This is a genomic window from Pseudomonas sp. GXZC (assembly GCF_026967615.1).
Classification (GTDB): domain Bacteria; phylum Pseudomonadota; class Gammaproteobacteria; order Pseudomonadales; family Pseudomonadaceae; genus Aquipseudomonas; species Aquipseudomonas azotoformans_A.
In genome coordinates, this window is the sequence record NZ_CP114115.1 from 3,184,254 (window position 1) to 3,203,195 (window position 18,942).

15 protein-coding genes and 2 riboswitches are annotated in these 18,942 nt (G+C 60.9%); of the genes, 5 read left to right on the plus strand and 10 right to left on the minus strand.

Annotated elements, in window-relative coordinates; all coding sequences use genetic code 11:
• Positions 1-6: 6 nt before the first annotated feature.
• Positions 7-1,239, minus strand: a complete 1,233-nt coding sequence (locus tag OZ428_RS14885; RefSeq protein ID WP_269133897.1) for an NADH:flavin oxidoreductase/NADH oxidase family protein — start codon at positions 1,237-1,239, stop codon at positions 7-9.
• Positions 1,240-1,310: 71 nt separating this feature from the next.
• Between OZ428_RS14885 and OZ428_RS14890 the strand changes: the two genes are divergently transcribed.
• The gene (locus tag OZ428_RS14890) at positions 1,311-1,715 is read left to right on the plus strand and encodes a MerR family transcriptional regulator (protein ID WP_033902262.1); all 405 of its coding nucleotides are present in this window, start codon (positions 1,311-1,313) and stop codon (positions 1,713-1,715) included.
• 41 nt (positions 1,716-1,756) lie between these two features.
• Here the strand turns inward: OZ428_RS14890 and OZ428_RS14895 are convergent, their stop codons facing one another.
• Positions 1,757-2,251, minus strand: coding sequence for a DUF934 domain-containing protein (locus OZ428_RS14895; RefSeq protein WP_033902261.1), 495 nt, complete (start codon positions 2,249-2,251; stop codon positions 1,757-1,759).
• A complete protein-coding gene (locus tag OZ428_RS14900) occupies positions 2,235-3,893 on the minus strand; it encodes a nitrite/sulfite reductase (RefSeq protein ID WP_033902260.1) in 1,659 nt (552 codons plus the stop codon). Before OZ428_RS14900 ends, OZ428_RS14895 begins: the two co-directional genes overlap by 17 nt.
• Before the next feature lie 674 nt (positions 3,894-4,567).
• Here OZ428_RS14900 and OZ428_RS14905 point away from each other — a divergent pair.
• Positions 4,568-5,629 (plus strand): ABC transporter substrate-binding protein, encoded by a 1,062-nt coding sequence (locus OZ428_RS14905; protein ID WP_269133898.1) that lies wholly within the window; start codon positions 4,568-4,570, stop codon positions 5,627-5,629.
• Here OZ428_RS14905 and OZ428_RS14910 read toward each other — a convergent pair.
• Together OZ428_RS14910 and metH are read right to left on the minus strand one after the other, a co-directional pair.
• Positions 5,626-5,844, minus strand: a complete 219-nt coding sequence (locus OZ428_RS14910; protein WP_269133899.1) for a DUF2970 domain-containing protein — start codon at positions 5,842-5,844, stop codon at positions 5,626-5,628. The two genes, OZ428_RS14905 and OZ428_RS14910, sit on opposite strands and share 4 nt — an antisense overlap.
• A 254-nt stretch (positions 5,845-6,098) precedes the next feature.
• A complete protein-coding gene (gene metH / locus OZ428_RS14915; protein ID WP_269133900.1) occupies positions 6,099-9,809 on the minus strand; it encodes a methionine synthase in 3,711 nt (1,236 codons plus the stop codon).
• A 166-nt stretch (positions 9,810-9,975) separates the two neighbouring features.
• Between metH and OZ428_RS14920 the strand changes: the two genes are divergently transcribed.
• A complete protein-coding gene (locus OZ428_RS14920) occupies positions 9,976-12,267 on the plus strand; it encodes a fatty acid cis/trans isomerase (protein WP_269133901.1) in 2,292 nt (763 codons plus the stop codon).
• 769 nt (positions 12,268-13,036) lie between these two features.
• Here the strand turns inward: OZ428_RS14920 and OZ428_RS14925 are convergent.
• The gene (locus tag OZ428_RS14925) at positions 13,037-14,161 is read right to left on the minus strand and encodes an IS481 family transposase (RefSeq protein ID WP_269132942.1); all 1,125 of its coding nucleotides are present in this window, start codon (positions 14,159-14,161) and stop codon (positions 13,037-13,039) included.
• Positions 14,162-14,410: 249 nt separating this feature from the next.
• Between OZ428_RS14925 and nfuA the strand changes: the two genes are divergently transcribed.
• Positions 14,411-14,995, plus strand: coding sequence for a Fe-S biogenesis protein NfuA (gene nfuA / locus OZ428_RS14930; RefSeq protein WP_003190728.1), 585 nt, complete (start codon positions 14,411-14,413; stop codon positions 14,993-14,995).
• 63 nt (positions 14,996-15,058) lie between these two features.
• On the opposite strand, the gene cobM is transcribed toward nfuA, so the two are convergent.
• The 4 genes from cobM to OZ428_RS14950 all read right to left on the minus strand — a co-directional run bounded on the left by cobM (position 15,059) and on the right by OZ428_RS14950 (position 17,168).
• Positions 15,059-15,805 (minus strand): precorrin-4 C(11)-methyltransferase, encoded by a 747-nt coding sequence (gene cobM / locus OZ428_RS14935; protein ID WP_269133902.1) that lies wholly within the window; start codon positions 15,803-15,805, stop codon positions 15,059-15,061.
• A 69-nt stretch (positions 15,806-15,874) separates the two neighbouring features.
• Positions 15,875-16,267 carry a cobalamin biosynthesis protein gene (locus OZ428_RS14940; protein WP_033902254.1) on the minus strand — a complete coding sequence of 131 codons (393 nt, stop codon included), beginning with the start codon at positions 16,265-16,267 and terminating at the stop codon, positions 15,875-15,877.
• Positions 16,264-16,968: a CbtA family protein gene (locus OZ428_RS14945; protein ID WP_038851263.1), complete on the minus strand. Its 705-nt coding sequence runs from the start codon at positions 16,966-16,968 to the stop codon at positions 16,264-16,266. Before OZ428_RS14945 ends, OZ428_RS14940 begins: the two co-directional genes overlap by 4 nt.
• An 11-nt stretch (positions 16,969-16,979) precedes the next feature.
• Positions 16,980-17,168 carry a CbtB domain-containing protein gene (locus tag OZ428_RS14950; protein WP_012723860.1) on the minus strand — a complete coding sequence of 63 codons (189 nt, stop codon included), beginning with the start codon at positions 17,166-17,168 and terminating at the stop codon, positions 16,980-16,982.
• A gap of 96 nt (positions 17,169-17,264) precedes the next feature.
• Positions 17,265-17,467, minus strand: a riboswitch (cobalamin riboswitch).
• Positions 17,468-17,583: 116 nt separating this feature from the next.
• Positions 17,584-17,784, plus strand: a riboswitch (cobalamin riboswitch).
• 93 nt (positions 17,785-17,877) lie between these two features.
• Here OZ428_RS14950 and cobW point away from each other — a divergent pair.
• Positions 17,878-18,939 (plus strand): cobalamin biosynthesis protein CobW, encoded by a 1,062-nt coding sequence (gene cobW, locus OZ428_RS14955; RefSeq protein ID WP_038851265.1) that lies wholly within the window; start codon positions 17,878-17,880, stop codon positions 18,937-18,939.
• Positions 18,940-18,942: the final 3 nt, after the last annotated feature.

An 18,942-nucleotide genomic window follows, 5' to 3' on the forward strand; every position in this document is an offset into this window, starting at 1 on the left:
CATCCTTTAATGTGAAGATTGCGTCATGGCCGCCCGGTATTGCCGGGTGCGTCGCGCCAGAAACCATTGATCACGCACCAGCGCCATGCACGGCGCGACGTTGGCCTTGGGCAAATGGCCGCGGCTGAGGCGGCGCATCTGGTAGCGCACCACGGCGAGGATGGCGAGGGAGGCCAGGGGTTTGCGCTTCCAGTCGATGGGCTTGAGCTGCGGGTTGGGGTCGCGACCTTCGCGCCAGTGCTGGATCAGCTGCGGTTCCAGCGTCAGGGCGGTAGCGATCCCGGCCATGGCGACGCCGCTGTCCAGCACCTGTTGCACGATGGGCAGGCGACGGATGCCGCCGGTGACCATCACCGGCATCTTGGCGAGGGTTGCCAGTTGGCTGGCGAACTCCAGGAAGTACGCCTCCCGCGCCAGGGTGCGGCCGTCACGCGCTTCGCCTTGCATGGCCGGTGCTTCGTAACTGCCGCCGGATAATTCCAGCAGGTCGATGGGCAGCGGGTTGAGCATTTCGACCACGGCGCGTGCATCGGCTTCTGCAAAACCGCCCCGTTGGAAGTCGGCGGAGTTGAGTTTGACGGCGACACAAAACGACGGGCTGACGTTGGCGCGTACCGCACGGATCACTTCCAGCAACAACCGTGCGCGGTTCTCCAGGGAGCCGCCCCAGCGGTCGGTGCGTTGATTGCTCAACGGCGACAGGAACTGGCTGAGCAAGTAGCCATGGGCGCCGTGGATCTGCACGCCGGTAAACCCGGCTTTTTCAGCCAGGCGTGCGCTGGTGGCAAAGCGCTGGATCACATCCTGGATATCGTCCTCGGTCATGGCCTTGGGCGTGGCAAACATCTTGGAGAAACCGCCCAGGTCGAGCGCCACGGCGGACGGAGCAATGGCTTGCTGGCGCAAGTTGGCCGGTGTCTGGCGGCCTGGGTGGCTGAGCTGAACCCAGAAGTGCACGCCGTTGCCGCGCGCCACGTCGGCCCACTCGCGAAAGCTCGCCAGGTGCTGCTCGTCTTCAAGGGCCACGCCGCCAGGGCCGGTCATGGCGCGGCGGTCGACCATCACGTTGCCGGTGATCAACAAGCCAGGCTCGCCCTGCGCCCAGGCCTTGTACAGCTGCTTCAGTTCAGGGGACGGCGCCTGATTGCCATCGGCCATGTTTTCTTCCATCGCGGCCTTGGCGATGCGGTTGGAGAGGACTTGGCCATTGGGCAGTTGCAGGGCTTCAAAGGGTGACATGGGTTGACTCCTGAGCGGGGGAGGCCTCAGGCTAAGCTTAAAGTTAACTTTAATGTCAAGCAGGTGCGGCGATGAATATTGGTGAGCTGGCAAAGCAGAGTGGGCTGGCGGCGTCGCGGATCCGCTTTTATGAGGCCGAGGGGCTGATCAGCCAGGTGGGGCGCCAGGCCAATGGTTATCGGCGCTACTCGGCGGAAGCGTTGCAGACGTTGCAGCTGATTCAGAGCGCGCAACAGGCCGGTTTTACCTTGCAGGAACTCAAGGCGCTGATGCCGGCGCCGGGTGAGCACAAGCGTGAAGAGCTGATCGAGGCGCTGGAGCGCAAGGTCGCGCAGATCGAAGAGATGCAAGCGCAACTGGCTCATAGCAAGGCGCAATTGCTGGGGGTGATCGAAGCGGTGCGGGCGCAGCCCGAAGGTGTGCCGTGCAGCATGGGGCAAAAGCAGGTGCTGGCGTCGATCAAACTCAACGCATAAAAAAGCCCTGGCATGCCAGGGCTTTTTTAATGCGCCAAGACTCAGCGACGGCGGAACAACGGCAGTGGTTCATCCGTGGCGGCCTGGTACGTCACCGAGAAGTCCTTGAGGCTTTCCAGTGCTTCGTAGGGGTCTTTGTCGGCGCGCAGGGCGAAGGCATCGAACCCGCAGCGGCGCAGGTAGAACAGTTGGTCGCGCAGCACATCGCCAATCGCGCGCAGCTCGCCTTTGTAACCATAACGGTCACGCAGCAGGCGCGCGTTGGAGTAGTTGCGGCCGTCGGTGAAGGCCGGAAAGTTCAGGGCGATGACCTGGAAGTGCTCCACGTCGTCACCGATTTCTTCGGCTTCTTCCTCTGCATCCAGCCACACACCCAGGCCGCCATCGCGCGCCTTGAGAGCGTGCGCGTGTTCGCGCCACAGGGCCAACGGCACGATCAGGTCGTCGCAGTTGGAAATGCCGTCGAAGCTCGCGTCCTTGGGCAGCAGGTGCCAGGTTTCGTCGAGGACTTCGTTGTTCTTAATGATTCGCTGCATAGACGCGCTCCTTGAACAGGTCGATGCCGATGCGCTGGTAGGTGTCGATGAAACGCTCATCTTCGGTGCGCTGTTCGATGTACACGTCGATCAACTTGCCGATCACCTCAGGCATGGCTTCCTGGGCGAAGGATGGGCCGAGGATCTTGCCCAGGCTCGCATCGCGGCTGGCGCTGCCACCCAGGGACACTTGGTAGAATTCTTCGCCTTTCTTGTCCACGCCCAGGATGCCGATGTGGCCGACGTGGTGGTGACCACAGGCGTTCATGCAACCGGAGATGTTCAGGTCCAGCTCGCCGATGTCGAACAGGTAGTCCAGGTCGTCGAAACGGCGCTGGATCGATTCGGCAATCGGGATCGACTTGGCATTGGCCAGGGAGCAGAAGTCGCCGCCCGGGCAGCAGATGATGTCGGTCAGCAGGCCGATGTTCGGCGTGGCGAAACCGCCTTCGCGCAGCTCGCCCCACAGGGTGAACAGTTGGCTCTGTTCGACGTCCGCGAGGATGATGTTCTGCTCGTGGGAGGTGCGCAGTTGACCGAAGCTGTAGCGCTCGGCCAGGTCGGCGACGGCGTCCAGCTGCTTGTCGGTGATATCGCCCGGTGCAACGCCGGTCGGTTTCAGCGACAGGGTCACCGCCACGTATCCCGGCTTCTTGTGCGCCAGGGTGTTGCGGCCACGCCAGCGGGCGAAGCCTGGGTGTTCTTGGTCCAGCGCTGCGAACTCGGCGTCCTGATTGCTCAGGGCTTTGTATTCAGGGTCGACGAAGTGCTTGGCGACGCGGTGCACTTCGGCTTCGGTCAGGGTGGTCTGGCCGCCGCGCAGGTGTTCCATCTCGGCGTCGACTTTCTGGGCGAACACCTCAGGGGTCAGCGCCTTGACCAGGATCTTGATCCGGGCCTTGTACTTGTTGTCACGACGGCCGTAGCGGTTGTAGACCCGCAGGATCGCGTCGAGGTAGCTCAACAGGTCCTGCCACGGCAGGAACTCGTTGATGAAGGCACCGACCACCGGGGTACGGCCCAGGCCGCCACCGACCAATACGCGAAAGCCCAGCTCGCCGGCTGCGTTGTGCACCGGCTCCAGGCCGATATCGTGCACCTCGATGGCCGCACGGTCCGAGGTCGAGCCATTGATGGCGATCTTGAACTTGCGCGGCAGGTAGGCGAATTCGGGGTGGAAGGTGGTCCATTGACGGACGATTTCGCACCAGGGGCGTGGGTCGATCAGCTCGTCGGCGGCAACACCGGCGAATTGGTCGGTGGTCACGTTGCGTAGGCAGTTACCGCTGGTCTGAATGGCGTGCATCTGCACGGTGGCCAACTCAGCCAGGATGTCCGGCACATCTTCCAGCGCCGGCCAGTTGAACTGTACGTTCTGGCGGGTACTGATGTGGGCATAGCCTTTGTCGAAGTCGCGGGCAATCTTGGCCATCATGCGCGTCTGGCGCGACGTCAGTTGGCCATAGGGCACGGCCACCCGCAGCATCGGCGCAAAGCGCTGAACATAAAGGCCATTTTGCAGGCGCAGAGGGCGGAACTCTTCTTCGCTCAGTTCACCTGCCAGATAGCGTCGGGTCTGATCACGGAACTGCTTGACGCGGTCCTCGATGATGCGCTGATCGTATTCGTCGTATACGTACATATAGGTCCTGTTCTCGGCAAATCTGCGCGCACGGCCGCGCACTCCCAACGGAGCCGGCGCACGATACCAGTTTGCGTTTATGCGCAAAAGTGATGTTTGAGTATATGCAAATAACCAAATCGCCTAATGAGAACCGTTATCGCCATACCCACATTTGTCATGCGGGCAATCGTCAACTTTACTGTGAGCGTGTTTAGGGGGCGTTCTCATCGATTTTCCCCGCCGCGTTGTGTCTTAAAGCGGGCCAGGCAAGGCGCAGGCCGCCGGGAATGGTGTTCCCTTTCCAAGGCCTGCAACGCAGCATGGCCCGCTTTCAGGCACAACCCGAAGGGCCGGGCCTGCTGCTGTGCAGGGCTGCGTTGCTCGAAGCTTATTTGGAAAAACCAAACTACGCTTCTCGCGCCTTGCCCTGCACAGCAGCAGACCCGGCGCGGCGGGGAAAATCGATGAGAACGCCCCCTAGCAATCACCTATAAAACCGACAAGAGGCGATGCGATGAGCAATCCGACAAAAGCCCGTAAACCCGACAGTACCGTTGATGCCTGGGCCATCCTGTTCCTGATCATTCTGGTCGTGGGAACTGCCGTGTTCTGGGTAAGCCACCAGTAAACAGCCTCGATTGACTGTCGCAATGCCACTATCATGGCGGTCAATATTCAAGGCTTGAACATCCATGTCGAAGGTGCTGATTACGTGTGTGTGGTTGCTGGGATCGGCGTACGGGGCGATGGCCCATGCCACGTCGGTGGTGTTTCTCAACCCTGGCATGTCGACGGAAACCTTCTGGGTCAGCTACGCGCAATTCATGCAGGCCGGTGCCAAGGACCTCGGCCTGCATTTGCGTGTGCGCTATGCCGAGCGTGACGCCCATAACACCCTGAACCAGGCCCGCGAAGCACTGCAAGGCAGCGAGCGGCCGGATTATCTGGTGCTGGTGAACGAGCAGTACGTCGCCCCGCAGATCCTGCGCATGGCCCAGGGCAGTGGGGTGAAGCTGCTGATCGTGAACAACGCGCTGACCGCCGATCAGGTGCAATTGCTCGGCAACAGTGCAGGCTGGATCGCCAGCATGGTTGCCGACGACGAACAGGCCGGCTACCTGATGCTCACCGATCTACTGCGCCAGCACGGTCCGGTCGCAGCCGGTGAGACCATCGACCTGCTGGCATTCTCCGGCACCAAGACCACCCCAGCCGCGCAATTGCGCGAACAGGGCCTGCGCCGCGCCCTGGCCGAGCACCCTGAAGTTCGCCTGCGCCAGTTGGTCTACGGCGAATGGAGCCGTCAACGTGCGTTCGAGCAAGCCACGCTGCTGTTCAAGCGCTATCCGCAAACCGCGCTGGTGTGGTCGGCCAACGACGAGATGGCGCTGGGTGCCATGCAGGCGTTGCAGGACAGCGGTCGCGTGCCGGGCAAGGAGGTGTTGTTCAGCGCGGTGAACAGTTCGCCGCAGATCTTGCAGGCGCGGCTGGAGGGGCGCTTGAGTACGCTGGTCGCCGGGCATTTCACCCTGGGCGGCTGGGCGATGGTGTTGATCAATGATGACGCCAAGGGCGTGGATATTAGCGCCCATGGTGGGCGTGACCGCCAGGAGGCGCTGTTCCAGCTGATAGGCGCCTCCCAGGCACAACGCTTGCTGGGGCCCACGGCGCCTGTCGATTTTCGCGCACTGTCTGCCGTCGGCAAGCCGGTGTCCTACCGTTACCCGTTCAGCCTGCAACTGCTGCTGCGCTAGACACCGGCCAACAGCAGCACCAGCTTGACGATGCCGAACAGTGTCAAGGCAAACACCGCCGTGAACAGAACGCCCAACACAACAAAGTGGCTGGGCTTGCCGTGGGTGAAGTCGCGGGCGCGGTTCTTGCCGCTTTGCACGCCAAACGCAGCCGCCATCACGCTGTGCAGCATTTGCCAGAAGGTAGGGGGCTTGTTGTTGACTGGATCGTCCATACATCCCTCGACACAAGGTGTGTGAGGGACAGCATAGCCGACCCTATCCCGTCTGTAGTGAGCGGGCTTGCCCCGCGCTGGGTGGCGAAGCCGCCCCGACCAGAGGGCCGCGGTGTTTCAGTAAGACTGTAGCGTCTGGTTTTGGGGCGGCTTCGCCACCCAGCGCGGGGCAAGCCCGCTCACCACAGCAAGCCCGCTCACCACAACAAGTTAGCTCACCACAAAACACACACGCCCAGCAGTCGGGTTGTCAATCAGTTGTCGTAACCCAGGTTCGGCGCCAACCAACGCTCGGTCACGCTCAGGTCCTGGCCTTTGCGCGCGGTGTAGCTCGCCACCTGGTCCTTGTCGATCTTGCCCACGGCAAAGTACTGCGCCTGCGGGTGGGCAAAGTACCAACCGCTGACCGCTGCCGCCGGGAACATCGCGTAGTGCTCGGTGAGGAACACGCCACTGCGGCCCGCTTCCATCTCACGTGCCTCCGGGTCCAGCAGTTGGAACAAGGCGCCTTTCTCGGTGTGGTCCGGGCACGCCGGGTAGCCCGGGGCAGGGCGGATGCCGCTGTACTGCTCCTTGATCAGCGCCTCGTTGTCCAGTTGCTCGTCCTTGGCGTAACCCCAGTAGTCTTTACGCACTTGCTGGTGCAGCCATTCGGCGCAGGCTTCGGCCAGGCGGTCGGCCAGGGCCTTGACCATGATCGAGTTGTAGTCGTCGCCCGCGTCCTGGTAGGCCTTGGCCACTTCTTCGGCGCCGATGCCGGCAGTGGTGATGAAACCACCGATGTAGTCGGTCACGCCGCTGTCCTTGGGCGCCACGAAGTCGGCCAGGGAGAAGTTCGGCTTGCCGTCGGTCTTGATAATCTGCTGGCGCAAGTGATGCAAGGTCGCCAGCGGCTTGCCGTCTTCGCCGTAAACTTCCAGGTCATCGTCCTTGACTTGGTTGGCTGGCCAGAAACCAAACACTGCACGGGCGCTGATGAGTTTTTCGTGGATCAGCTTGGCGAGCATTTCCTGGGCGTCGGCGTACAACGCGGTAGCCGCTTCGCCGACGACTTCATCGGTGAGGATGCGTGGGAATTTCCCCGCCAGGTCCCAGGAAATGAAGAACGGCGTCCAGTCGATGTACTCGGCCAGCACCTTGAGGTCGATATTGTCCAGCACCTTGGCGCCGGTAAAGGTCGGCACTACCGGCGTGTAGGTGCTCCAGTCGAACTGCGGCTTCTTGGCGATGGCGGCCGGGTAGCTCAGGCGTTCGGTGCGGGCGCTGCGGTTTGCGGTGCGTTCACGCACTTCCACGTATTCTTCGCGGGTACGCTCCACGAAGCCGGCTTTCAGCTCCTTGGACAGCAACTGAGTCGCCACGCCGACCGCACGCGAGGCGTCGGTGACATACACCACGGCATCGTTGCTGTACTTGGGCTCGATCTTCACCGCCGTGTGCGCCTTGGAGGTGGTGGCGCCACCGATCATCAGCGGCAGGTGGAAGTCCTGGCGCTGCATCTCACGGGCCACGTGCACCATCTCGTCCAGGGACGGCGTGATCAGGCCGGACAGCCCGATGATGTCGCACTTCTGCTCCTTGGCCACCTGCAGGATCTTCTCCGCTGGCACCATCACGCCCAGGTCGACGATGTCGTAGCCGTTGCAACCCAGCACCACGCCGACGATGTTCTTGCCGATGTCGTGCACGTCGCCTTTCACCGTGGCCATCAGGATCTTGCCCTTGGCTTCGGGTTTGTCGCCTTTTTCCAGCTCGATGAACGGAATCAAGTGCGCCACGGCCTGCTTCATCACGCGGGCGGATTTCACCACTTGGGGCAGGAACATTTTGCCCGCGCCAAACAGGTCGCCGACGATGTTCATGCCGGACATCAGCGGGCCTTCGATCACTTCGATCGGGCGTGCGAACGACAGTCGCGACTCTTCGGTGTCCTCGACAATATGCGTGGTGATGCCCTTGACCAGGGCATGTTCCAGGCGCTTGTTCACCGGCCAGCCGCGCCATTCTTCGGTCTCGGCTTCCTTGACGCTGCCGTCGCCCTTGTACTTGTCGGCGATGGCGAGGAGGGCGTCGGTGCCGTCCGGCGTGCGGTTGAGCACCACGTCTTCCACGGCGTCACGCAGCTCGGCCGGGATCTGGTCGTAGATCTCCAGCTGGCCGGCGTTGACGATGCCCATGGTCAGGCCGTTGCGGATCGCATACAGCAGGAACACCGAGTGGATCGCCTCACGCACCGGGTTGTTGCCACGGAACGAGAACGACACGTTGGACACGCCGCCGGAGCTCAATGCGTAGGGCAGTTCATCGCGGATGTAGGCACAGGCGTTGATGAAGTCGACGGCGTAGTTGTTGTGCTCTTCAATCCCGGTGGCGACCGCGAAGATGTTCGGGTCAAAGATGATGTCTTCCGGCGGGAAGCCGACTTCGTTCACCAGAATGTCGTAGGAGCGCTTGCAGATCTCTTTCTTGCGCGCTTCGGTGTCGGCCTGGCCGGCTTCGTCGAACGCCATCACCACCACGGCGGCGCCGTAGCGCTTGCACAGCTTGGCGTGGTGGATGAACTGCTCCACGCCTTCCTTCATGCTGATGGAGTTGACGATACCCTTGCCCTGGATGCATTTGAGGCCAGCCTCGATCACTTCCCACTTAGAGGAGTCGATCATGATCGGCACGCGGGAGATGTCCGGCTCGCCGGCAATCAGATTGAGGAAGGTCACCATGGCCTTCTTCGAATCCAGCATGCCCTCGTCCATGTTGATGTCGATTACCTGGGCGCCGGCTTCCACCTGCTGCAGGGCGACTTCCAGGGCTTCGGTGTAGTTGTCCTCGCGGATCAGGCGGGCGAACTTGGCCGAGCCGGTGATGTTGGTGCGCTCACCGACGTTGACGAACAACGAGCTGCGGTCGATGGTGAAAGGTTCCAGGCCCGACAGGCGGCAGGCCTTGGGGATATCCGGGATCTGGCGCGGCGCGTAACCGGCCACGGCCTTGGCGATGGCCTCGATGTGGCCCGGCGTGGTACCGCAGCAACCGCCGACAATGTTGAGAAAGCCGCTCTGGGCGAACTCTTCGATGACCTTGGCGGTTTGTGACGGCAATTCATCGTACTCGCCGAACTCGTTCGGCAGGCCGGCGTTCGGGTGCGCAGAAACGTGGGTGTTGGCCTTGTTCGACAACTCTTCCAGGTACGGACGCAGCTCGCTGGCACCCAGGGCGCAGTTCAGCCCCACGGAAATCGGCTTGGCGTGGGCCACGGAGTTCCAGAACGCTTCGGTGGTTTGGCCCGACAGGGTGCGGCCGGAGGCGTCGGTGATGGTGCCGGAGATCATGATCGGCAGTTCGATGTTCAATGCCTCGAACACGCCCTGCACGGCAAAGATCGCGGCCTTGGCGTTGAGGGTGTCGAAAATGGTCTCGATCAGGATCAGGTCGGCGCCGCCTTCGATCAGCCCTTTGGTGGCCTCGGTGTAGTTCTCCACCAGCTCATCGAAGGTTACGTTGCGGTAGCCGGGGTTGTTGACGTCGGGCGACAGCGAGCAGGTGCGGCTGGTCGGGCCGAGCACGCCGGCGACGAAACGCGGCTTGGCCGGGTTTTCGGCGGTCTTGGCGTCGGCGATCTTGCGCGCCAGGCGTGCGCCTTCTACGTTTAGCTCATAGGCCAGTTCTTCCATGCCGTAGTCGGCCATGGAGATGCGCGTGGCGTTGAAGGTGTTGGTTTCGAGGATGTCGGCACCGGCATCCAGGTAGGCTTTTTCGATGCCACCGATCACGTCCGGACGGGTGATCACCAGCAGGTCGTTGTTACCCTTGACGTCGCTTGGCCAATCGGCGAAGCGTTTGCCACGGTAGTCATTTTCCTCAAGCTTGTAGCTCTGGATCATCGTGCCCATACCGCCGTCGAGGATCAGGATACGTTCCTTGAGGGCTTGATGAAGGGCTTGCAGACGAACGCTACGATCGGACATGGGACTACTCTGGTCAGGCATTTCGGAGGGCGTGAATCATAGCAAACCTGTGCCGATTTAGAGCATGTGCAGGTTTTGCATGAATATCGTTCATGTTGCTGTCGGGTGTGGCCCGGTAGAATCACCAGCAAATTTTCAGCGTACGTATTGAATCGGGACCGGATACATGTCACTTCGCCTCATCACCAGCGCCGTCCTGGCACTGGTCGCCTGCATTGCACAGGCCGACGGACCCGCCCCGGCGATTTCGTACACCCGCGACATTCAACCCATCTTCACCGAGAAATGCGTGGCCTGTCACGCCTGCTACGACTCCGCCTGCCAACTGAACCTGGGCAGCGGCGAAGGCGCAGCCCGTGGTGCGAGCAAAGTGCCGGTTTACGATGGCGAGCGCAGCCAGGCGACGCCGACCACCCGTTTGTTTTATGACGCGTTTGGCAAGCAAGCCTGGCAGCAAAAGGGCTTCTATTCAGTGCTGGACGCCCAGGGCAGCCAGGCTGCCTTGATGGCGCGCATGCTGGAGTTGGGCCATAACGCACCGTTGCAACCCAACGCCAAGTTGCCTGAAGACATCGTGCTGGGCCTGAACCGTGAAAACATGTGCGCCATGCCGGGTGAGTTCAACGCTTACGCGGGTGCCCATCCCAAGGAAGGCATGCCGTTGGCAGTCACGGGGCTGACGGACCAGCAGTACCAGACCTTGCAACGCTGGCTCGCTTCTGGCGCACCTATAGATGAACAAGGCTTGGCGCCCAGTGCCAAGGAAGCCCTGCAGGTGCAACAGTGGGAAAACCTGTTCAACCAGCCCGGAGCGCGGGAAAGCCTGGTGGCACGCTGGCTGTTCGAGCACTTGTTCCTCGCGCATATCTATTTTGAAAACGGCGAGCCAGGGCATTTCTTCCAGTGGGTGCGCTCGCGTACGCCAAGCGGCCAGCCAATCGACCTGATCGCCACTCGTCGCCCCAATGATGACCCAGGCACCCGTGTGTATTATCGCCTGTGGCCGGTGCAGGGCGTGATCGTGCATAAGACCCACATCACGTACCCGTTCAGTGCCGAGAAAATGGCACGTATTAAAGAGCTGTTCTACGCGGGCAACTGGCAGGTCGACGCGTTGCCGGGCTATGGCCCAGGCCGTCGCGCCAATCCGTTCGAAACCTTCGAAGCCATCCCGGCCAAGGCACGTTACCAGTTCATGCTGGACAACGCCGAGTACTTCGTACGCACCTTTATCCGTGGACCGGTGTGCCGTGGGCAGATCGCCACGGACGTGATCCGCGACAACTTCTGGACCCTGTTCCAGGACCCGGAGCACGACCTCTACATCACCGATGCGCGCTATCGCGGCCAGGCCACGCCGTTGCTGGCCATGCCGGGGCAGAACGATGACGTCGGCAGCGTGCTCAGTCTGTGGCTGGCTTACCGCGACAAGCGCAATGCTTACGAGGCCCTGCGCCGCGACAGCTATGCCGACTTGCCGCCGCCAAGCTGGTCGAGCCTGTGGGCCGGCAATGACAATGCCTTGCTGAGCATCTTCCGCCACTTCGACAGCGCCTCGGTGACCAAGGGCTTGATTGGTGAAGTGCCGCAGACGATGTGGCTGTTCGACTACCCGCTGCTGGAGCGCACCTATTATCAGCTGGCGGTGAACTTCGATGTGTTCGGCAACGTGTCGCACCAGGCCCAGACCCGGTTGTACTTCGACCTGATCCGCAATGGCGCCGAGCAGAACTTCCTGCGCCTGATGCCGGCCGATTCTCGCGATGACTTTATGGATGATTGGTATCAGAACAGCGGCAAACTCAAGCTGTGGCTGGACTATGAGGCGATTGATGACGATAAGCCTACTGGCCTGCACCTGAGCGAAAAGGATCCGAAGCGTGACTTTGCCAACCAGTTGCTGGCGCGTTATGGCGATTTGAATGCGAGCCCGGATCCGATCAACCGTTGTATGGGTGCCTATTGTTCCCGTGATGGCGTGGACCCCGCCATTCAGGATGCGGAGCAGGCGCTGAGCCGCCTGACGTCACGCCCGGCCGCCGGGCTCAAGGTCATTGATCAGCTGCCGGAAGCGACGATGTTGCGGGTTGAGACTGCCAGCGGTCAGCGTGTGGTTTACAGCATGTTGCGTAATCGTGCGCACAGTAACGTGGCGTTTCTGTTGGGTGAGGCTTATCGCTATCAGCCGGGCCTGGATACGGTGACGATTTATCCGGGTGTGTTGAGCAGCTATCCGAACTTTATGTTCAATATTCCGGCCCAGGAAGTGCCGGAGTTTGTGGCTGAAATGGAGCGGGCCAAGGATGCCAAGCGGTTTGAGAAGATTGTGGATCGTTGGGGTGTGCGGCGTAGTCATCCGCTGTTTTGGCAGTATTTCCATGATTTGTCGGCGTATATTCGTGAGACTACGCCGGTTGAGGAGGGGGTGTTGGATATGAATCGGTATGAGAATTTGTGAGGGGGGGTGCGCGTACATATCCGTTATTTAGGTAACGGCGGCTTATGGTTCCGCTCTTACAGCGGGTCACTTTTGGAAAGGCCCAAAAGTAACCAAAAGGCCTTCGCCCCAACACTCGGTGCCTCGCCTAGGCTCGGCATGCCCTCACTCCGGCTTGAATCCGTGGGCCGCCGCCACGCGCCATCCATGGCGCGGGGCGGCTAACCCGGCGTCCTGCCGGGTTACCCACGGATTCAAGCCTGCGTTCGGCCAGCGTGTTTGACGGGGCGCCTCAGATCAAGATCAAGAGCGACTCGCTTCGCATCGTAGATACGCGGTCCACTGTAGGAGCCGGCTTGCCGGCGAAAAACGTGAGAACGCCGCGTTTTGTCTGGTTACCCGCGTCATCGTTAACGACCATCGCAGGCAAGCCAGCTCCTACAAGGGACCGCGTTTGCTCTTGCCTTCGCTCTACACCACTCAAGCCGGCTGTCAGGCCGCTGTGCTCTTGCTCTTGCTCTTGTTTTTGATTTTGATCTTAGGCGCCCCGTTAAACACGCTGGCCGGAATTCGGCAGGGATTTGGGGGGTAAACCGGCAGGGATGCCGGTTTAGCCGCCCCGCGCCATGGATGGCGCGTGGCGGCGGCCCCCTAAATCACTGTCGGATTACGGGCATACCGAGCCTAGGCGAGGTACCGAGTGTTGGGGCAAGAGCCCTTTGGTTACTTTGGGGCTTTTTGTATGGACCGGATACATGGTGGACACATGTGCGGGGACATGGTTGACACATTATGAACCATAGTCAGGTTTGCTCACGTCGATCGTTCGTAGGAAGTGATGACAGAAGTAGACATCAAAAAGGCCATCACTTTCAGGGTTAGGCCGTATCGCGATATGAAGCCCAGCCAAACCCTTGGCAATGCTGAAATAGCGTTTCTGAAAGCGAAATCGACTGTGATAAGCCTTAGCCAGCTTATCATCCGGACCGTATTCAAACTCCGATAACTGCTGCGGATAAATCCAGGGGCTGGAGCGATACCGGTCCATAGGTACCTTGTAATCCAACGCTTGATGAGGACGTTGTAGGTTATAAATCTCACGCCATTGATCAAACGCTTTTTGAGCCTCCTTGGTAGTGGAAAAATGACGCCCTTCAAGCACTTCGGCCTTGAGTGAGCGGTGGAAACGTTCGATTTTTCCATTTGTTTGAGGATGGTATGGACGGCTGAAGCTGATCCGAATTCCTAGGCGAATCAACCAGATACTTAGCTCTGTGATTTCACCAGGGTTGCGTGGCGAGCCCCATGGCGGGCCGTTATCAACGTTGATGCGAGCCGGTAATCCGAAGCGTTGGAATACCTCGATCATCTTCTCCTTCACCGTAGCTCCACGCTCGTTGTCACAGGCCTGAATTGCCAAATTGAATCGTGAATGGTCGTCCAGCATGGTCAGCGGATGGCATCGGCCTTCTTGCGTAGGAAAATGCCCTTTGAAATCCATCTGCCAAAGATCGTTAGGCGCATCGTGCTCAAATCTCAGCTTTGCCTCTTGTTCCTTCTGAGAAGGCTGAATCAGACCGTGCCGGTGCAGGACATTGGTGACGGTGCTGGGAGCGATCTGCTTGTTCAAGAGGCTGCTGATTGTGCGTCCACCCCATGCTGGATGGTCTTGCCTAAGTGCTATGACCTGCGCTTCCAGAGCTGCGGTGGTCAGTTTGGGACTGGTGGCCGGTTTGCGAGACCTCTCTTGCAGCCCTGGCTGACCGTGCGCTTCGTAGCGTTTGAGCCACTTGTAGGCCGTTTGCGGACTGATGCCGAATCGTCGGCATAGCTCTCGTTTATTACTGCCGGGTTGCCGTGCAAAGGCAATGAACTCTTCTTTCAGGCTCATGGTGTCTCTCGTGTTCCAGGGCATGATGGCTTTCCGGCGAAGTTGGCTCGCCGAAAAGTGTCCACCATGTCCCCGTACACCCGTCCACCATGTGTCCGGTCCATACAGGCTTTTCCAAAGTGACCCGCCGTAAGGGCGGAACCAATAGCCGCCGTTACCCAAATAACGGATATGTACACCCCCCCAAACAAACCTATCCCGACAAAAACACTAGGACTTTGTACCTGCGTAATATTTTGGCGTAAACTGCCGGCAAGCCTGTGAGGAGTTTCCATGACTGCCATAACCATTACCGACGCCGCCCACGATTACCTGGCTGACCTGCTGTCCAAGCAGAACACCCCAGGTATCGGCATCCGCGTCTTTATCACCCAGCCCGGCACCCAATACGCCGAGACTTGCATCGCCTACTGCAAGCCTGGGGAAGAGAAACCTGAAGACACCGCCCTGGGGCTGAAAAGCTTCACCGCCTACATCGATGCCTTCAGCGAAGCCTTCCTCGATGACGCCGTAGTCGACTACGCCACCGACCGCATGGGCGGCCAGTTGACCATCAAGGCGCCCAACGCCAAGGTGCCGAATGTCAACGCCGACAGCCCGGTGAACGAGCGTATCAACTACTACCTGCAGACCGAAATCAACCCAGGCCTGGCCAGCCACGGCGGTCAGGTCAGCCTGATCGACGTAGTCGATGATGGCATTGCGGTGTTGAAGTTTGGTGGCGGCTGCCAAGGCTGCGGCCAAGCGGACGTGACCCTGCGCGAAGGCATTGAGCGCACCTTGCTGGAGCGCATTCCAGAGCTCAAGGGCGTACGTGACGTGACCGACCACACGCAGAAAGAAAACGCCTACTACTGAGTAAGGTGTTCGCTGCGAACAAAAAAACGGCGCCCCGTGAGCGCCGTTTTTTTATGTCCCGTTTCAGGGGCGGTACAGATGGGCATGGCCCGCGCGATACAGCGACGATTCACTGAAGCTGTCACTCGCCAACACCCGGCCGACCACAATCAATGCCGTGCGCCGAAAGCCCTTGGCCGCCACTTTGTCGGCAATATCACTCAAGGTGCCCATCGCCCAATCCTGATCCGGCCAGGTCGCCCGGTGCACCACGGCAATCGGGCAGTCCGCGCCGTAATGCGGCAGCAGTTCAGCGACAATCTTCTCTAAGTGATTGACCCCCAGGTGAATCGCCATGGTGGTGCCATGTCGGGCCAGGCTGTCGAAATCCTCGCCGGCGGGCATGCCGGTCTTGTCGGCGTAGCGGGTCAGGATCACGCTCTGGGCGATGTCAGGCAGGGTCAGCTCGCTTTCCAGCAAGGCGGCGCAGGCAGCCACGGCGGTGACGCCGGGAATGATCTGGAAGGGAATGCCCAGCTCCCGCAGGTGGCGGATCTGTTCGCCAATGGCGCCATACAGGCTCGGGTCCCCAGAATGGACGCGCGCCACATCCTGGCCCTTCGCGTGGGCCGTCTTGATCAGGTCGATGATTTGTTCCAGGTGCAATTCGGCACTGTTGGCCAGCGTTTCTGCCGAGTGGCCTTCCAAAACCGCCGCCGGCACCAACGAGCCGGCATAGATGATCACCGGGCAGCTGCGGATCAGCCGTTGGCCTTTGACGGTGATCAATTCCGGGTCGCCGGGGCCTGCGCCGATGAAGTAGACGGTCATGGTAATTCCTGTTTAAAAACGGGCGAGCATGAATGTTGCTCATGATCGAGGTCGGCAATTATCGGGATTTTAGCCGGCGCACGCCAATGCAAAGGTGGCCTGGGTGCTCTTTTGGCGAGTGATCAACAGGCGGGCAGGGCTGCCGGCGAGCTGTTCAGCGAGGGCCAATGCGGCGCTTTCGGCTATGCCGTAACAGCCGGTATGGGCAAAAGCGATGTCGGATTTGTGGCTCAGGCGGTGTTCAAACACCACCAGTTGTTCAGCGCTGAAACACTGCAGCGGCAGGTTCAGCTTCTGCGCCAGTGCTAGCAATCCGGGTTCCTGCTGTTTGCGATCGAGACTGGCCAGCGCAGTAATGCGCTGGCGCTCGATACCGCCCTCGGCGAGGGCAGAATCGAACAACGCCAACAAGGTGTGAAGATCACAACCCCGCTGGCAACCCAGGCCAACCACCAAAGTCATGCCGAGTATTGGTCGTCACGGTTGCGACGGAACAACCACGCGCTGATCAGGCCCAAGGCCAGCCAGAAGGCGACGTTGGTCAACTGCGAGGCGATCTTGAACTGCGCTTCCAGGGCTTCTGGAGCGAGCATCGAATGCACTTCCGGTTGCGGCGCGCCGATCACATGCGGTACCGCCAGGATCGCCACGCCCAGCACTTTCAGCAGCCAGTTGCGACCAAACACGATCAAAGCGATTCCGGCAGCAGTAGACGCCGCAGTGCCGATCCACCAGGTCTGGCGCAGCGCCAGGTCGGCGGCAGCGGTGCCCGGCAGCTCAGGCGGCAGGCCCAGCGTCGGTGCCAGTACGAAGGTTGCGTAACCGGCCAAGCCCCACAGCAGGCCTTGGGCCGTACGGGTTGGCGCACGCAGCGTGTAGAGGCCGGCCAGCATCAGCGCAAAGCCGACCGCGACCACCAGGTTGCCACCCGTGGTGGACAGCACGCGCTGCCAGCCATCTTCCGGCTCCCAGGCTTCTGCGTCATGGGTATGGGCGGCAGCGCCTTCGGCGTGTTCGTGGGCCATTTCGGTGGCGGCCGGGGCTTTTTCGAAGGTTTCCGCCTGCAGAATCAGCGGGGCGACCCAAAAGCTTTGCAGCAGGGTCAGCAGCAGGGCAGCCAGCAGGCCGGTGAAGCCTGCGGTTTGCGCGATACGCTTGATCATGTCGGCAGGTCTCAGTGGCACGGGAACGCGGCGCTGTGGCGGGTATCGTGGGCAGCGTTGTGCACGGCCTCGATGTGCGAGAAACCGGCGAAATACACCAGGCACGCGCCGAGGATCGACGCGCCGATGGCGGCGGTCAGGCGTTGGCTCAGGGTCGAGGTGCTGCTGGCGGAGTGCGAGGTGCTGCTGATGATCGACATGGCGCGTCCCTTTCAGGTGTCAGGGTGAAACGAGCGCATGAAAACCCCGCGAGCCGGGCACGCAGGGTTTGAACAGCGCCCGCCCACCGCGGGTTTGTTATCTGATTTTTTCGGGCCGGTCTCCGGGCTTGCGAGGGGCATTGCGCCTATTAAGCATCGCCTTCCCATGCCGTAGGCACAGTGGATCTGACGCTTCGCTCGCTTACCGTTGCGGGGGCAGCACCGGACTGGTCATATCGTTATGACGCACCGGTTTCCCGTTTCACCCTGTGAAGGGCACCCGAAACAAGATGTGTAGGAGAGCATGGGGGTGGGAGGGGAGTCAATTGGGTTGTGCTTTTGGGTGGGGGCGTATCCGTTACCGCAGAAACGGATATGTACCCAACCCCATCATTGACCATCCCCCAAGCACTGCGTAGCCTTGCACCCTCGAGGTTCTTCAGCCCCAGGCCGAAGCTAAGAAGGGAACGCGGTCCAAGCCGCGGCTGCCCCCGCAACTGTAAAGGGTTCAGCTGACTGCCACGCCACTGCCAAACCGGCGGGAAGGCGCAGTCAGCGCCGGTCGCAAGACCCGCACGCCCCAAGCCAGGAGACCTGCCTCGCAACCGATTTTCTACTTCAACCGGGCGGGGTGATCCGGTGACGAAATCCGCTGCTGCGCACCGTCGCAGGGCCTATCGTCCCGTATGCCCGCCCCCAAGGGCATCCGATGAAAACACTGGCCAAACTCCCCGTCACCATCGTCACCGGCTTCCTCGGCTCGGGCAAGACCACCTTGCTGCGCCACATGCTCGACAACGCCCAGGGCCGCCGCATTGCGGTGATCGTCAACGAATTCGGCGAACTGGGTATCGACGGTGAAATCCTCAAGCAGTGTTCCATCGGCTGCACCGAAGAAGAAGCCAACGGCCGCGTCTACGAGCTGGCGAACGGCTGCCTGTGCTGCACCGTGCAGGAAGAGTTCTTCCCGGTGATGCGCGAATTGGTGGCCCGTCGCGGTGACCTCGACCATATCCTCATCGAAACCTCCGGCCTGGCCCTGCCAAAACCGTTGGTTCAAGCCTTCCAGTGGCCGGAAATCCGCAGCGCCTGCACCGTTGACGCGGTGATCACCGTGGTCGACAGCCCGGCTGTAGCCGCCGGCACCTTTGCTGCGTTCCCGGACCAAGTGGATGCCCAGCGCAAGCTCGACCCGAACCTGGACCACGAATCGCCCCTGCACGAGCTGTTCGCCGACCAACTGGCCAGCGCCGACCTCGTTATCCTGAACAAATCCGACCTGATCAGCCCTGAAGACCTGGCCCGCGTGCGCCTGGAAGTCGCGGAAGAACTGCCGCCAGCGGTGAAGATCATCGAGGCGAGCAGCGGCCGATTGCCCCTGGATGTATTGATCGGCCTGGGTGCGGGCTCCGAAGAGCACATCGACGGTCGCCACAGCCATCACGATCATCATCACGAAGGTGAAGACGATCACGATCACGATGCCTTCGACTCCATCTCCATCGATCTGCCGCAAGCTGATGAAGCCCTGCTGCTCGACGCCCTGACCCAGTTGGTGGTGCAACACGGCATCCTGCGCGTCAAAGGCTTCGCCGCGATCCCGAACAAGCCGATGCGCCTGCTGATCCAGGGCGTGGGTACGCGTTTCGACAAGCACTTCGACCGTGCCTGGAGCGCTGACGAAGCGCGCATCACGCGTCTGGTGCTGATCGGTCAGGACCTCGACGCCGCTGGCCTCGAAGCGCAACTGCGCGCTGCCCTCAGCGTTTAACCC